Raw genomic sequence first — 15,145 nt, forward strand, 5'->3', positions numbered from 1 at the left:
CGTGTGAACACCGACTCCTGCCCGCCGTCTTCGACGGAGACTCCCTGCCCCTCGACCTCGGCCGCACCCGACGACTGTTCTCACTCCATCAACGTCGAGCACTCGAGATGAGAGATCACGGCTGCGTCTTCCCCCAATGCGATCGGCCACCCGGATGGTGCGTCGTGCACCACGCCAACGAGCACTGGGCCGCAGGCGGCACCACCAACCTCGACGACGGCGTCCTGCTCTGCCCCCACCACCACCGCACCCTCCACACCGACGACTGGCACATCCGCTTCACCCACCACCACGTCCCCGAGCTCATCCCACCAGCCCACCTCGACCCCCACCGACGACCCCGACGACACCAACGCTTCCGAGAAACCACCCCCGCCTGACGGGAGAGCTCTGCCCTGTGTGGGACTCGGCGCGTTCGGTCGCCCGGGGGTGTGGACGCGATACGACCACCGAGAACGCGCCCAGCCGCTTCAGGTGCGCGGCAGCACGACGAGGTGCGACGAACAAGAAGCCGACGCCGCGTCGACGGCGCCCCTCACCCATCGACGACGGCGGGACTACTCGACGCTCAGCACCACGTACGCCGAGGCGTAGTCGGCATCGTGGCTGAGACTCACGTGCGCCTCGACGCCCGACAGGTGGCGGGCGACCTCGCCGAACAGGCGCAGGCGGGGACGGTCCCACGCGTCGCGGACCACCTCGACCTGCGCCAGCGCCTCGTCCCCCATGACTGGCGCGGACCCGTGCAGCGATGCCGACCAGGCCTTGACGAACGCCTCCTTGGCCGCCCACCGGGCCGCCAGGGACGCGGGCCGGTCCGCGGCGTCACGGCGTTCTCCCGACGTGAACACCCCCGCGAACCCCGTCCCGGGCAGCGCCAGCTGCTCGGCGAAGGACGGCACGTGCACGAGATCGGTGCCGATGCCGATCACCGGCACGCGTACACGCCGTCCTCACCCAGCCGCGCGCCACGATCGAGCAGCACCGACGCCTCCAGCGGCCGGGTCGAGCCCGACCCGAGCCGGCGGTCCGCCGGCCGCTCGTACGCGGATGCCGCACCCGTCATCACCTGCGCCAGACGCATGCGGCCCGCCACCGCCCGCTCGCGCGACGCCGCCAGGTACGCCTCGCGGTCCTGCGGCGCCAGCGACTCGACGAACGCCTGCGGATGCACCAGGGCGATGATCCCCGCCACGTGCCCGAACCCGAGGCTGGTCACCAGACCGGCCTTCAGACCTCGCGTCTGCAACGGCTCGCGCAGCCACACCAGGTGCTCGTGCTCGGACAGGACGTCGTCGACGCAGTCCAGGCTCCGGTTCGGCGGCAGGACGCCCGACGCCAGCACCTGGCACAGACCGGCGAGCTGGAACGCCGCGGCGCCACCCTTGGCATGGCCGGTCAGCGTCTTCTGCGAGACCACGAACAGCGGGTTGCCGTCGCTGCGACCCAGGGCCGCCGCGAGCCGCTCGTGCAGCTCGGACTCGTTCGGGTCGTTCGCGTCCGTCGACGTGTCGTGCTTGCTGACCACGCCGATGTCGTCGGCACCGACGCCCACCGCGGCGAGAGAGCGAGCCAGCATGGACTGCGTGCCGCCGATGCCCGCTGCCAGCGCGCCGATGCCCGGCGCCGGGATGGACGTGTGGACCCCGTCGGCGTACGACGCGGCGAACGCGACGACCGCCTGGACCGGCAGGCCCATGCGTGCCGCCACGTCACCGCGGGCCAGCAGCAGCGTGCCGCCACCCTGGGACTCCACGAACCCGCCGCGACGGCGGTCGTTGGCACGGCTCACGCGTCGAGGGTCGATGCCCTTGGCGAGCATCGCCTCGGTGTCGGCCGTGGCCGACATGTCCGCGAAGCCGACGATGCCCTCGGTGGAGAGGTCGTCGAACCCGCCGGCCACGACGAACTCCGCCTTGCCCACGCGGATCTTGTCGACGCCCTCCTCAACGGAGACCGCCGTGGTGGCGCACGCGGCGACCGGGTGGATCATCGCGCCGTAGCTGCCGACGTAGGACTGCACGACGTGCGCGGCGATGACGTTCGGCAGCGCCTCCTGGAGGATGTCGTTCGGGTTGTTCTCGCCCAGCAGAGTGTTGATGTAGAGCGCGTGCATGGAGCTCATGCCGCCCATGCCCGTGCCCTGGGTGTTCGCGACGAACGCAGGGTGGACCCAGCGCATCAGCTCGGCCGGGCTGAACCCGCTCGAGAGGAACGCGTCGACGGTGCAGACCAGGTTCCAGACGGCGACCCGGTCCACGGACTCCAGCATCTCCGCCGGGACCCCCCAGACCGACGGGTCGAAGCCCGTCGGGATCTGGCCACCGACGGTCCGCGACAGGCTCATCCGCCGTGGCACGCGGATCTCGGTGCCGGCGCGCCGGGTGACGCTCCACTCGCCGTCCTGCTCGATCGCGACGGTCCGCTCGGGGTCGGCCTCGACCATCGCGCGGGCCTCGGCCTCGCTGCCGACCGCGAAGGTCAGGTCCTCGTCGAGGAAGACCGACGTGAGCAGCGGTGCGGAGTTGTCGACCATGGAGCCGTCGTCGACGTAGCGACGGATGCCGCAGCGCTCGACGACCTCGTCGTGGAAGCGCTCGTGGATCTGCGCCTCGTCGATCGGTTCGTCGGTCGCGGTCTCGTACCAGGAACCGTTGGCGTCGTCCCAGGCGATGAGACCGGTGCTCCACGCGAGCTCGAGGACGCCTGCGGCGCTGAGCTCGTCGTGCACCTCCATCTCGAAGCGGGTCCGGGCCGAACCGTACGGGCCGAGCTCACCGGTGCCGACGACGACGACGAGGTCCTCCGGCCGGGCGGTCACGTCACCCCACTGCGGGGTGACGGTCCCGGGCAGCTGGGCGGGCGACGGCGCCAGGGCGGCGATGCCCTCGGGCTCCTCGACGGGCTCGGTCGCGGGCGTCTCGAGCTCGGCGGCGAGGGCCCCCAGGTCGAGGTCGGCGTCGGCGAGACCGCCGGTGAGGTCGGCCGTGACGGGCGACGTCCGGGCCGCCTCGCGGGTCGACTCGTCGCACAGGGCGAGCAGCTGCTCGGCCATCTCGACGGTCGTCCAGGTGCGGATGCCGGCCGCCTCGACGGCGTCGACGAGCGGGTCGTTGGCGCCCATGAGGCCGGTCCCCTTGACCCAGCCGATGATGGCGTGGGCGACGGTGACCCGGTCGGCCCAGGCGCGGCCGGAGTCCGAGCCCTCGGCGGACCACTTGGCGACGATCGCGTCGAGCGCAGCCTTGGCCTCGCCGTAGGCGCCGTCGCCGCCGAACATGCCGCGGTTGGGCGAGCCGGGCAGCAGGACGTGGAGCGTGGCGGCGAGGTCGTGGTCGCGACCGCTGCCCGCGAGGCGGCCGATCAGCCGCTCGACGGACCACAGCAGGATCCGGGTGTCCACCTCGGCACGACTGCCCGCGTCGGCGAGGTCGCCCATGACACGGCCCGCGGCGAACGGCAGCAGCAGGGTCGGCACGAGGGCAGGCTTGCTGACCTGCTTCGTGCTGCCGACCGTGCGGGACTGCTCGGTGGTGATCCACTCCGCGAGGGCGTCGACGTCGGAGAAGGACGCCATGTTCGCCGGCACGACCCACAGCCGCGCTCCCGGTCGGGCGTGCCGGCGGTAGAGGTCGCGGTAGAAGTGCAGGCGCGTGGTGTCGAGACGTGACGTGGTGGCGACGACGGTGGCACCACCGGCGAGCAGGCCGGCGACGGTCTGCGCGGCGATCGAGCCTCGACTCGCGCCGGTCACGACGGCCACCTCGCCCGTCCAGCGGCCCGTGGCGTCGTCGGTCGCGGCCTCGGCGACGGCCAGGAGACGCTCACGCGTGGCCGGCTCGTCGACCCGCTCGGACCACCACCGCGCCTGGGCTGCGACGGCCCAGCCGGCACCGGCGAAGCTCGCGACGTCACCGGGGGCGTGCTCGTCGTCGAGCGCGATGCGGGCGACGTCCTCGCGGGCGGTCGCCCACCGGTCGTCGACCAGCACGGCACGTCGGGCGTCGAACGCCGGCGCGGTCAGCTCGACCCAGTCGCTGCCGAGCTCGGCCTCGACGCGTTCGAGCACGGCCTGGTCGGAGGTGTCGACGTCCCAGGAGGCCTGGTCGGTGGTCGCCTCGAGCCCGAGGCGACCCAGCAGGTGCCGAGCGGTGCTCGCGAGGACACCGTCCGCACCCGTGATCTCACCGGTGATCTCGGCCAGCGCCGCGGCGTCGACGGTCGCGTCGGACCCGCCGGAAGCCGGCAGGTCGACGCTGACGCCGTGACGTGCGGCGACGGCCTGGACGGCCGCGTCGACGGCGGCGTCGACCTCGGGCCCGGAGGTAGGGACCGGGAGGGTCGCGAGGTCTCCCCCGCGGACACTGGCACCGTCGCGGGTGCCGAGCGCGAGCTCGGCGACGACGTGGCTGGCCCATCCCGGACCGAGCTGCCAGACGTCGGTGACGCGCTCGGCGACGGACGCCTGCTTGCGACCCGCCGGGCCGAGCAGCTTCTTGAGGTGGTCGGCGAAGGTCGCCGACAGCACCGGGCCGAACGGCTTGTAGCCGCGCGCGAGACCCGTCACCTGCGTGGCGAGGGTCGGGACGTCGGCCTCCGCGGCGCCGTCGATGGCGCCGAGGTTCAGCTCCCCGCCGAGGTCGACGAGCAGCTGGTTGCGGCGCGACGACGCTCCGTCGCACAACGACTCGATGGAGTCGGCGCCGCCGATCTGGTCGGGCCGCAGCTTGGTCCACCAGGCGATGAGGATGCGGGTGCCGTCGGCCGCCGTGAAGGGCAGGTCCGCCGGCCGCGGGGCCGTGCTCGACTGCCGCCCAGGGCCCGGCACCCCTGCCGTGCTCGACTGCCGCCCAGGGCCCGGCACCCCTGCCGTGCTCGACTGCCGCCCAGGGCCCGGCACCCCTGCCGTGCTCGACTGCCGCCCAGGGCCCGGCACCCCTGCCGGGGCATCGGTCGTCTCGGGCCGGCTGATCTCCGGCGCTTGCGGCGCGGACTCGCCCTCAGACTCAGCCTCCTCGACCGGTGCCGGGTCCTCGTCGGTCGCGAACACCGCGGCGGCGTCGCGCTCGATGTTCAGCACCTCGACGCCTCCGCCCTCGAGCGGGAGGGTGCGCTGCACCGCGGGGAGCTTGAGGGTCGCCGAGGCCAGGTTGGCCACGGTCGGCGCCTGGCCGACGCCGATCTCGACGAACCGCTCGACGCCGAGGCCACCTTGGGCCGGGTCGGCGAACATGAGGTCCTGGGTCTCGATCCAGCGCACCGGGCTCGCGAACTGCCAGGCGAGCAGCTCCACGAGCAGCGTGCGGCACAGGGCGCTGGGCCGCGCGGCCCAGGCGTCCCAGTCGGCGAGGACCGCCTCCAGCGGCGACCCCGCGTCGGCGTCCTCCGCACCGCCGACGAGCTCGGCGACCTCGGCCACGAAGGATCGGTCGAGGGAGAAGGGACGCGGCACGAGATTCGGGACGTAGCGGCCGATCAGGATCGACGGGTCGACCTCCTCGGGCAGCAGCTCCTCCAGGCGGGCACGGAAGTCCGAGACGCCGCCGTGCAGGACGCGCGAGTGGAACGGCACGTCGATGCCCGGCACGAGGATGAAGGCCGCCTTGCCGCCGAAGCGCGCCCGGCGCTCCGTCACGTCGGCCTCGAGCGCCTCGAGCCCGCACACGGTGCCCGCGATGGCGTACTGCGAGCCGCGCAGGTTGTAGTTGACGATCTGCAGGAACTCTCCGGTTCGCGCGGCCACCCCCTCGACGTAGGCAGTCACCGTCTCCGACTGTCGCCCACGGCCCGACGCCCCCGCCGTGTCGTCGGCGAGCCCGATCTGCGAGGGCCGGATCGCGGCGAGGCGGTAGTCGCTGCGGCCGTCGGCGTCGCGGGGCACGAGCGTGTGCATGACCGATCCACGCTGGAAGACCACCTCGACGACGGCCTCGAGGGGGATGACGCCGGAGACAGCGGCCAGGGCGTTGTACTCCCCGACCGAGTGACCGGCCAGCACCGAGCCCTCGACGAAGGCGCCGGACTCGCGCAGCTCGGCCATCTGGGCGGCGCCGAGCACGGCCATGGCCACCTGGGTGAACTGCGTCAGGAACAGGACACCGTCGGGGTGCTTGTGGCGCACGCCGTCGGCGACGAGCTCGGTGGGGTTGTCCCGGACGACGGTCAGGATCGAGAAGCCGAGGGCGCGACGGGTGTGCGCGTCGGCGCGGTCCCAGACCTCCTTGGCCGCCTTCGAGCGCTGGTAGCCGGCCATGCCCATGCCGGCGTGCTGGATGCCCTGGCCGGGGAAGGCGTACGCCGTGCGGGGTGCAGCCAGTCGGACGGTGGCCGCCATGACCAGCTCGGCGTCCTCGCCGACCGTGCGGCACGAGACCTCGAGGACCTCGTCGCCGGCGTCGAGTCCCACACGCTCGGCCTTGACGACGACCTCTGCCCCGGGGGCCACAGGACTGAGCCAGCGGGCGGTCCAGCCGAGGATGCGGCGACCGGTCTGCTCGGCGACGACGTGCTGCGCGGCGCCGGAGAGCCACATGCCGTGCGCGATCGGACCGTCGAGACCGGCGAGACGCGCCGCGGCCGGGCTCGTGTGCAGCGGGTTGTGGTCACCGGAGACCGCGGCGAACGCGTGCAGGTCCGCGGGTGCGACGATCGCGGCCTCGGCCCGGGTGCGTCGCGGCGTCTCGCGAACGTCGCCCAGCGTCGCACCGGCCCGCTCGGGGTCGGCGACCGCGGCGGTGCCGGGACGACCCCGCACGCAGAAGCGCTCGGTGAGGCTCAGGCACCTGCCGTCGGCGTCGTCGATGTCGACGGCCACGGTCACGATGCGACCCAGCTCGCTGGGCTCGACGCCCACCAGACGAGCCGTGGCCGACAGCGTCCCCGACGCATCGGGCAGTCGAACGGCGTCGGCGACGTGGTCGAGGTGGACGAGGTCGAGCATGCCCTCGACGACCGGTTCACCCTCGTCGGTGGTCGCGGAGCCGATCACGGCGAAGACGACCGGCCAGGCCGAGCCGACGACGGCGTCGGGGACGGTCCGGCCGCCCGACGCGGCGGTGACGGCGGCGTGGTCGGCGACGAGCGCCGGGTCCCACGGGACCTCGGCCGTGGCGACACCGTCGACGACCGGCGGCAGCGTGCCGCCGGCGGCGGTCGCGAGCAGCGCCGACATCGCCGAGGTTGCCACCTCGGTGCGCACCAGAGGTGCTGCACCGACGGCCACGTCTGCGCCCGCCTCGATCTCGATGGTGAGGGTGCGGTCGGCGCCGAGCGGCACGACCAGGCGGGCGACCTCGTCGCCGTCGGCCAGGAGCGACGCCCCGGTCCCGGGGTGCTCGGCACGGTCCTGCTCGACCAGGACCCAGCCGTCGCCGAGCCGGTGCACGGGGTTGCGGACGCAGCGGCCCGCCCACACGACGTCGGGTGCGGCCAGCACGCGGGCCAGGGCGACGCCGACGCCGTCGACGCGACGCAGACCGCCGACGCTCTCCGGCGCGCTGCCCGCGGCCAGCACGGCGTCGACCGCCGCGTCCTCGAAGCGGCGCAGGAGCTCGGCGACCGGCTCGTCGGCGCGGGTGATCCCGGCGACGGAGACGGTGCCCGGGATCACGCAGACCTGCTCGGCGTCGTAGCGGGCGTCGTGGGCCTGCCACAGGGAGTCCGAGCGCCACCAGCGACGCACGTCGCCGTCGATCACCGGCACGAACGGCACCGGCTTGCCCGGACGGCGGCACACCTGCACGAAGAAGGCGACGTCGGCGGGGTGCAGCTGGACGTCCGCGGCGGCCGGGTGAGCAGCGAGGAGGGTGCGCAGCGCCTCCCGGACGTCCTCGACGGCGGCGGAGTCCGCGAACAGCGTCGGCACGGAGCCACGGTCCGCGTCGGTGAGGCGCGCCTCGGCACGCTGCAGCATCGCGTGGAAGCGGTCCCGCAGGGTGACGTCCAGCCACGACTCCGTGGCCGCGGACCCCTCCTCGACGGACACGTCGCCGGTGGGGCTGTCGTGGCCGGTCGCGAGCTCGGCGAAGCGCGCCAGCCACTGCGCGTAGGTCATCTCGGCGACGTCGCCGAAGTACGGCTTGGCGGTGCGGTCCAGCGCCTCGACGATCTCGTCGCGCCTGCGCGCCACGGCGTCGGCGTCACTGGCGACCTCGTCCAGCAGGCGTCCCACGCGCGAGGCGACGTTGTCGACCTCGTGGATGTCTGCGCCCAGCTGGCTGCGTCCGGAGGCCATCCCGCCCTGAGCCTGTCCTGCACCGACCCAGTCGGGAGTCCCTGGGGTGTCGACGAGCAGCTGCTTGACCTGCGGGGAGGTGGTGGCCTCGAGGGTCGCCATGGCCGCGGTGCCGACCAGCACGCCGTCCAGCGGCATGACGGGATGGCCGTGGGCGCGGGCCCAGTCGCCGGTGAGGTAGCGCGCGGCCGCGTCGGGAGTGCCGATGCCGCCACCCACGCACACGACGATGTTGTCGCGGACGCGCAGGTCGGCGTACGTGCTGATCAACAGCTCGTCGAGGTCCTCCCACGAGTGGTGACCACCGGCCTTCCCGCCCTCGATCTGCACGATGACGGGGTGCGGGGCGACGGCGTCGGCGATCTGCAGGACCTGGCGGATCTGCTTGACGGTGCCCGGCTTGAAGACCGTGTACTCGATGCCCGCCTCACGCAGCTCGTGCACGAGCGCGACGGCCTCGTCCCGCTCCGGGATGCCGGCCGTGACGATCACGGAGTCGATCGGCGCACCGGCTGCGCGGGCCTTCTGCACCAGGCGCCGACCGCCGACCTGCAGCTTCCACAGGTAGGGGTCGAGGAAGAGGGAGTTGAACTGGTAGGTCCGGCCCGGCTCCAGGAGGGTGTCGAGCTCGGCGACACGATCGGTGAAGATGGACTCGCTGACCTGACCGCCACCGGCGAGCTCGGCCCAGAACCCGGCGTTGGCCGCGGCCGCGACGATGGCGGCGTCGACGGTCGTGGGCGTCATGCCGGCCAGGAGCACCGGCGAGCGTCCCGTCAGTCGCGAGAAGCGCGTCTCCGCGCGCACCGTGCCGTCGGGCAGCTCGACGACGCGGGGGGCGAACGTCGACCATGGCGTCGAGCGGCGAGGCGCCGCACCGGGAGTCGTGAGCTCGCGGTGTCCGCGACGGGTGGCGACGGCGACGAGTCCCGCTCCGCGCACCTTCGCCTCGGGGGCGCTCAGACGGGCGGCGAGATCGCCAGGGCCGAGGTCGAGCAGCCACTCGGCACCGGCGTCCAGCACCCGCTCGAGCTCGTCGACCCAGTCGACCGGGTCGACGGTGGCGCGGGTAGCGAGGTCGCGGGCCCGCTCGGCGTCGAGACCGCACGTGGCGGCCCACTCGGCCACGAGGTCGGCAGCCTCCGCGAGGTCCGGGTGGTGGAAGGCGAGCCCGGCGTCGACGTCCTCGACGACGGGCGCGAACGCGGCTCCACCGGTGGTCTTGCGCTCGCGCTCGGCCTTCTCGGCTGCCGCCCGCTCCTCGAGGAGCGCGACAGCCCGCTCGAGGCCGGCCTCCGGCCCGGAGAGCACGACGGCACGGCGGCCGTTGCGCAATCGGCTGACGACGCGGGCGCCGACCGGCAGCGGGGCGAGCGCGTGCGTGACGCGTTCGAGTCCCTCACCGGTGATGCTCACCATCGTGCGTCCGAGCAGTCCGCGACGGCGCCCGACGACCTGGGCGGCGGCACCGACGAGTCGGGCGTAGGCGTAGACCTCGGCGGGGGCGACGCCGTCGAGTGCGGCGAGCGCGAGGGCACCCTGCGAGTGCCCGGCCGAGGCGACAGGACGGGTCGAGCTCAGGTCGAGACCCTGCTGGCGGAGGGCGGCGAGACCGGCCAGCTGGGTCAGGGCGATGCCCGGCACCGACACCGCAGGGGCGCGCAGTGCGGCGGCGTCGGGCACGCTCACGGCGTCGAGGTCCTCGGCCGACTCCCCGACGGCGAGGACGTCGAGCCAGCCGAGCGGGTCCATCGTCGTGCCGGTGCGGCTCAGCTCGACCGCGACCGGGGCGAGGAGGCCCTCGGCGCCCTCGACCACGCCGCGCAGCTCGTTCTCCAGTGCGAAGTCCCGCGCCAGCTCCGCGAGCGGCTCGAGCCACGGCCCGCCCTGCCCACCGAGGAGGAGGGCGAAGGGCACGCCCTCGCCGAGCCGGTCGACGAGGGCGGACCGCCGATCGCTCGATCCGGAGGGACGTCCGGCGCGAGCCGTGGCAGCGGAGGAGGTGCGGGCCGTGGGGGTGCTGTCGAAGGTCGTCACCGCCCCATCGTCGCAAAACGTGAGGATCTCCTCAAGTTTTTTCCGAGGGTTTCCTCACGTTTTGCGTCACACCGGCCGCAGCCATCTCCTCAGACGCCACCAGTCAGCGTGAGCCCGCCGTCGGCCGTGATCGTCTGACCGGTGAGCCAGGCGGCGTCGTCGGACAGGAGGAACGCGACGATCCCGGCGATGTCCTCGGGCAGGCCGAGACGCTTGAGCGGGTACGGCGCGGCGACCTGCTCCTCGCGACCCTCGTAGAGCGCCTTCGCGAACGTCGTCTTGACGACAGCGGGCGCGACGGCGTTGACCCGGATGTCCGGTCCGAGCTCGACGGCGAGCTCCTCGGTCACGTGGATCAGGGCAGACTTCGACGCGCCGTACATGCCGATGTTCGGAGCCGGCTTGAGACCGGCCACCGAGGCGACGTTGACGACGGCGCCGCCGTGCTCGTCCATCCAGGCCCGGTGCGCCTGCTGGGTCCAGGACACCGCCGACAGCACGTTGACCCCGAAGATCTTCGCCGCGGCCTCCAGGTCGATGTCGATCATCCGCCCGTACACGGGATTGATGCCGGTGTTGTTGACCAGGAAGTCGAGTCGGCCGAAGCGCTCGACGGCCGTCGCGACGGCCTCCTGCTGGTGAGCGACGTCGTCGCCGGAGCCGGCGAGGAACGACGCGTTCTCCTCGCCGAGGCTGCTGACGGCCTCCTCGAGGGCGTCGACCTTGCGCGCGGTGATGAGGACCTTGGCGCCGTCGGCGACGAGGCGCTCGGCGATGCCGAGCCCGATGCCCCTGCTCGCGCCGGTGACGATGGCGACTCGACCGTCGAAGCGGCCCATCAGGAGAGCCGCTCGATGACCATGGCCATGCCCATGCCGCCGCCGACGCACATCGACTCGACGCCGAACTGCTTGTCGTGCCACTGCAACGAGTTGATCAGCGTGCTCGTGATGCGCGCGCCGGTCATGCCGAACGGGTGGCCGACGGCGATCGCGCCGCCGTTGACGTTGAGCTTGTCCATCGGGATGCCGAGCACCTTGGCCGACCCCCACGACTGCACGGCGAACGCCTCGTTGATCTCGTAGAGGTCGATGTCGTCGATGCCCATGCCGGCGTTGCGCAGCGCGGCGGGGATGGCCTCGACCGGGCCGAGGCCCATGATCTCCGGCGACAGGCCCGTGACGGCGGTCGAGACGATGCGGGCGAGCGGGGTGAGGCCGAGCGCCTTGGCCTTCTCGTCGCTCATGATGACCACTGCGGCGGCCCCGTCGTTGAGCGGGCAGGCATTGCCGGCGGTGACGGTCCCGTCGGGACGGAAGACGGGCTTGAGCTGGCTGACCGCCTCGAGGGTCACGCCGGCACGGGGGCCGTCGTCGGTGGAGACCACGGTGCCGTCGGGGGTCGTGACGGGGGTGATGTCCTTGGCCCAGAAGCCGGACTCGATGGCCGCCTCGGCGAGGTTCTGGCTGCGGACACCGAACTCGTCCTGCTCCTCGCGGCTCATCCCGAGGTGCTGGGCGACGTTCTCGGCGGTCTGGCCCATCGCGATGTAGAGGTCGGGCAGCTCGCCACCCTCGCGCGGGTCGGTCCAGGTGTCGGCGCCTCCTTCGGCGCGCTTCGCGGTGCGGGCGATCGCGTCGGCGAAGAGCGGGTTCTCCGAGCCGGGCAGGTCGGAGAACCCGTTCTCGAACCGGCTCACGGTCTCGACGCCGGCGGAGATGTAGGCGTCGCCCTCGCCGGCCTTGATGGCGTGGAACGCCATGCGCGTCGTCTGCAGCGAGGAGGAGCAGTAGCGGTTGACGGTGACGCCCGGCAGGTGGTCCATGCCGGAGAGGACGGCGACGGCACGCGCCAGGTTGTGCCCGGCCTCACCGGCGGGCTGGCCGACGCCGAGGTGCAGGTCGGTGATGTCCTTCGCGTCCAGGGCCTCGACCTTGTCGAGTGCCGCGCGGACCATCTGGACGGTGAGGTCGTCCGGACGCATGTCCTTCAAGGAACCCTTGCGGGCGCGACCGATCGGCGAGCGGGCGGTGGAGACGATGACGGCTTCGGGCATGGTGGGCCTTCCTTGACGTGCTCTGGTGGTCGAGCGGGGCGGGGCTGTTCAGGCGGGGCTGTTCCAGGCGGGGCTCTCAGAAGCCGAGGTCGCGGCCGATGAGCTCCTTCATGATCTCGTTGGAGCCGGCCCAGATGCGGGTGACGCGGGCGTCGCGCCAGGCACGCGCCACGCGGTACTCGTTCATGAAGCCGTACCCGCCGTGGATCTGGACGCAGTGGTCGAGGACCTTGTTCTGGACGTCGGAGGACCACCACTTGACCTTGGCGGCGTCGACGGCACTCAGGCGCCCCTCGGCGTGCGCGACGACGGCGAGGTCGTTGTAGGCCTCGGCCGCCTCGATCGCGGTGACGAGCTCGGCGATGAGGAACTTGTTCCACTGGAAGCTGCCGATGGACTGGCCGAAGGCCTTGCGGTCGTGCGCGTACTGGACGGTCTCGGCGAGGATCTGCTTGGCGTGGGCGACGTTGGAGATGGCGCAGCTGAGCCGCTCCTGCGGGAGCTTCTGCATCATGTGGATGAAGCCCATGTCGTACTCGCCGATGATGCGGTCCTCACCGACGCGCACGTTCTCGAAGAACAGCTCGGCCGTGTCGGACTCGGTCTGGCCGACCTTGTCGAGCTTGCGACCGCGGCTGAATCCCTCGTCGCCGGCCTCGATGGCGAACAGGGTGATGCCCTTGGCGCCCTTCTCCGGCGTCGTGCGCACGGCGGTGACGACGAGATCGGCGCTGTAGCCGTTGGTGATGAAGGTCTTGGACCCGTTGATGACGAACTCGTCGCCGTCGCGCACGGCCGTCGTCTTGAGGGCGGCGAGGTCGGACCCGCCGCCCGGCTCGGTCATGCCGATCGCCAGCAGGCACTCCCCCGAGGCGACCTTCGGCAGCCAACGCTTCTTCTGCTCCTCGGTGCCCAGCTCGGTGATGTAGGGGGCGGTGATGTCGGAGTGGATCCCGACGCACGAGGCGAGGGCGGCGCTGACGCGACTGAGCTCCTCGGCCCACACCGCGTTGAAGCGGAAGTCGCCCGCCTCGGACCCACCGAACTCCTCAGGGATCTCCAGACCGAGCAGACCGAGCTCGCCGGCGGCGAGCCAGAAGTCGCGTGGCAGTGCCTTGTCCTCGATGTACTGCTCGATGTGGGGCGCGACCTTGGTGGCGAGGAAGGACTCGCAGGTCTCGCGGAAGGACTGGTGGTCCTTGTCGTACAGGGTGCGTTCCATCGGGGATCCTCCTCGGCAGCGGCCCGGACGACGTCGTGGCGGTCCGCGGGGACGGACCATCGCGACACGGCGCGCCGGGGGGCGAACTAAGCGCTTGCTTAGCGTGCCCGGCATGGGTCATGCTGTCAACCAGATGGAAGGGGTGAGATGACCGTCACTGCCCGCGAACGCCTGCTCGACGCCGCCGTGGAAGCCTTCGCCGAGAAGGGCTTCACCGCGACGACCACCCGTGACATCGCCTCGCGCGCCGGCATGAGCCCGGCTGCCGTCTACGTGCACCACGACTCCAAGGAGAGCCTGCTCTTCACGGTGAGCCGTGCGGGCCACCTGGCCGCCTTGGAGGTGATCGAGGAGGCTGCCGCCTCCGAGGCCGAGCCCACCGCACGGCTGCAGGCGATGGTCCGCGAGTTCAGCGCGTGGCACGCGACCAACAGCCGGGTCGGCCGCATCGTGCAGTACGAGTTCGCCGCGCTCACCGACGAGCACCGGGCCGAGATCGCCGAGGTGCGCCGCGCGATCGAGGCGCGCATGCAGGACGCCCTGCGTGACGGCGTCGCCGCCGGTGTCATGGACGTGGGCGACCTCCCCGGCACGGCGCGCGCCCTGCTCTCGCTCAGCATCGACCTGCTGCGGTGGTTCTCTCCCACCGGCGCCCAGAGCCCGCAGGACATCGCGGCCCTGCACGCCGACCTCGCCGTGCGCATGACACGGGTGCACTGACGCCGCCCGGACACGGACGACGGGGCGGACCCGCTGCCGCGGACCCGCCCCGTCGAGGTCGTCGTCAGGAGGCGAGGACCGCCTCGGCGTTGATCGTGAGGGTGATCTTGTCACCGATCATCGCCTTGTCGGCGCCGGCGACGGGGATGTTGAAGTCGATGCCGAACGCCTTGCGGCTGATCTCGCCGGTGGCCTCGACGCCGACGCGGGTGCCACCCCACGGGTCGCCACCCTCGCCGAGGAACTCGACCTGGAGCTCCAGCGGCTGGGTGACGCCCTTGATGGTCAGGTCGCCGGTCACGACGAAGTCGGTGTCGCCGCGCCGCGACACGCCGGTCGAGACGAACGTCATCGACGGGTGCTTCTCGATGTCGAAGAAGTCGCTCGAGCGCAGGTGGGCGTCGCGGTCGGGCGTGCCGGTGTCGATCGAGGAGAGGTCGACCTCGACGGAGACGGTCGAGGCGGTGACGTCCTCGGCCGTCACGAGGGTGCCCTCGAAGGTCTTGAAGGTGCCGCGCACCTTGCTCATGAGGTGACGGACCGAGAAGCCGATCTCGGTGTGGGTGGTGTCGAGCGTCCAGGTGCCGGGGGTGACGGCGGTGGCAGTGGTCATGCGGGTCTCCTTGAGATGTAGGTCTGGTCGGCCATGGCGGCCGGTCATGACCATACAACTGGTTGAAGCCTCAATCAATTCCTTCGGACATGTCCACGATCGCCGCGGCACGGGGTCCTGGCATGGATAGGATCGCCCTCAGTGTCAGGGTGGGGCTCGCCGCCATCAGCGGCTGGTTGGATCCTGAGCATCTGAGGTCTGGCTCATAGGTTCGCTGTCGCCTTCGGGTTGATGAGCATGTGTTTTGCCGGCCTCGGGTGTGAA

Annotated in this window: 8 protein-coding genes; 2 read left to right on the forward strand and 6 right to left on the reverse strand. The window is 72.2% G+C overall.

Going from position 1 to position 15,145, the window contains the following annotated elements:
- Nucleotides 1-380 (forward strand): HNH endonuclease signature motif containing protein (locus ABD213_RS14840; RefSeq protein WP_344330225.1); only part of this gene is annotated, 380 nt, incomplete at its 5' end.
- Between the two features lie 177 nt (nucleotides 381-557).
- Here the strand turns inward: ABD213_RS14840 and acpS are convergent.
- From acpS to ABD213_RS14875, 5 genes are all read right to left on the reverse strand, one after another.
- Nucleotides 558-938 carry a holo-ACP synthase AcpS gene (gene acpS / locus ABD213_RS14845; protein WP_344330226.1) on the reverse strand — a complete coding sequence of 127 codons (381 nt, stop codon included), beginning with the start codon at nucleotides 936-938 and terminating at the stop codon, nucleotides 558-560.
- A complete protein-coding gene (locus tag ABD213_RS15145) occupies nucleotides 929-10,270 on the reverse strand; it encodes a fatty acid synthase subunit beta domain-containing protein (protein WP_425546077.1) in 9,342 nt (3,113 codons plus the stop codon). The genes acpS and ABD213_RS15145 overlap by 10 nt, the downstream gene beginning before the upstream one ends.
- Nucleotides 10,271-10,359: 89 nt before the next feature.
- Nucleotides 10,360-11,109, reverse strand: coding sequence for an SDR family oxidoreductase (locus ABD213_RS14865; protein ID WP_344330229.1), 750 nt, complete (start codon nucleotides 11,107-11,109; stop codon nucleotides 10,360-10,362).
- Nucleotides 11,109-12,326 carry an acetyl-CoA C-acetyltransferase gene (locus ABD213_RS14870; RefSeq protein ID WP_344330231.1) on the reverse strand — a complete coding sequence of 406 codons (1,218 nt, stop codon included), beginning with the start codon at nucleotides 12,324-12,326 and terminating at the stop codon, nucleotides 11,109-11,111. The genes ABD213_RS14865 and ABD213_RS14870 overlap by 1 nt, the downstream gene beginning before the upstream one ends.
- A 76-nt stretch (nucleotides 12,327-12,402) precedes the next feature.
- Complete coding sequence (locus ABD213_RS14875) at nucleotides 12,403-13,548, reverse strand: acyl-CoA dehydrogenase family protein (RefSeq protein ID WP_344330234.1); 1,146 nt, start codon at nucleotides 13,546-13,548, stop codon at nucleotides 12,403-12,405.
- 147 nt (nucleotides 13,549-13,695) lie between these two features.
- Here ABD213_RS14875 and ABD213_RS14880 point away from each other — a divergent pair, with 147 nt between their 5' ends.
- The gene (locus ABD213_RS14880; RefSeq protein ID WP_344330237.1) at nucleotides 13,696-14,268 is read left to right on the forward strand and encodes a TetR/AcrR family transcriptional regulator; all 573 of its coding nucleotides are present in this window, start codon (nucleotides 13,696-13,698) and stop codon (nucleotides 14,266-14,268) included.
- 64 nt (nucleotides 14,269-14,332) lie between these two features.
- On the opposite strand, the gene ABD213_RS14885 is transcribed toward ABD213_RS14880, so the two are convergent.
- The gene (locus tag ABD213_RS14885) at nucleotides 14,333-14,881 is read right to left on the reverse strand and encodes a YceI family protein (protein WP_344330240.1); all 549 of its coding nucleotides are present in this window, start codon (nucleotides 14,879-14,881) and stop codon (nucleotides 14,333-14,335) included.
- Between the last annotated feature and the right edge of the window lie 264 nt (nucleotides 14,882-15,145).

Origin of the sequence: Aeromicrobium halocynthiae (assembly GCF_039531385.1) — a bacterium.
Taxonomy (GTDB): domain Bacteria; phylum Actinomycetota; class Actinomycetes; order Propionibacteriales; family Nocardioidaceae; genus Aeromicrobium; species Aeromicrobium halocynthiae.

What these genes read in the sequence shown, in the direction of transcription:
- ABD213_RS14865 (WP_344330229.1), bottom strand. Translation starts at nt 11,109, where the DNA reads ATGGGCCGCTTCGACGGTCGAGTCGCCATCGTCACCGGCGCGAGCAGG.
- ABD213_RS14885 (WP_344330240.1), bottom strand. Translation starts at nt 14,881, where the DNA reads ATGACCACTGCCACCGCCGTCACCCCCGGCACCTGGACGCTCGACACC.
- ABD213_RS14875 (WP_344330234.1), bottom strand. Translation starts at nt 13,548, where the DNA reads ATGGAACGCACCCTGTACGACAAGGACCACCAGTCCTTCCGCGAGACC.
- ABD213_RS14880 (WP_344330237.1), top strand. Translation starts at nt 13,696, where the DNA reads ATGACCGTCACTGCCCGCGAACGCCTGCTCGACGCCGCCGTGGAAGCC.
- ABD213_RS14870 (WP_344330231.1), bottom strand. Translation starts at nt 12,326, where the DNA reads ATGCCCGAAGCCGTCATCGTCTCCACCGCCCGCTCGCCGATCGGTCGC.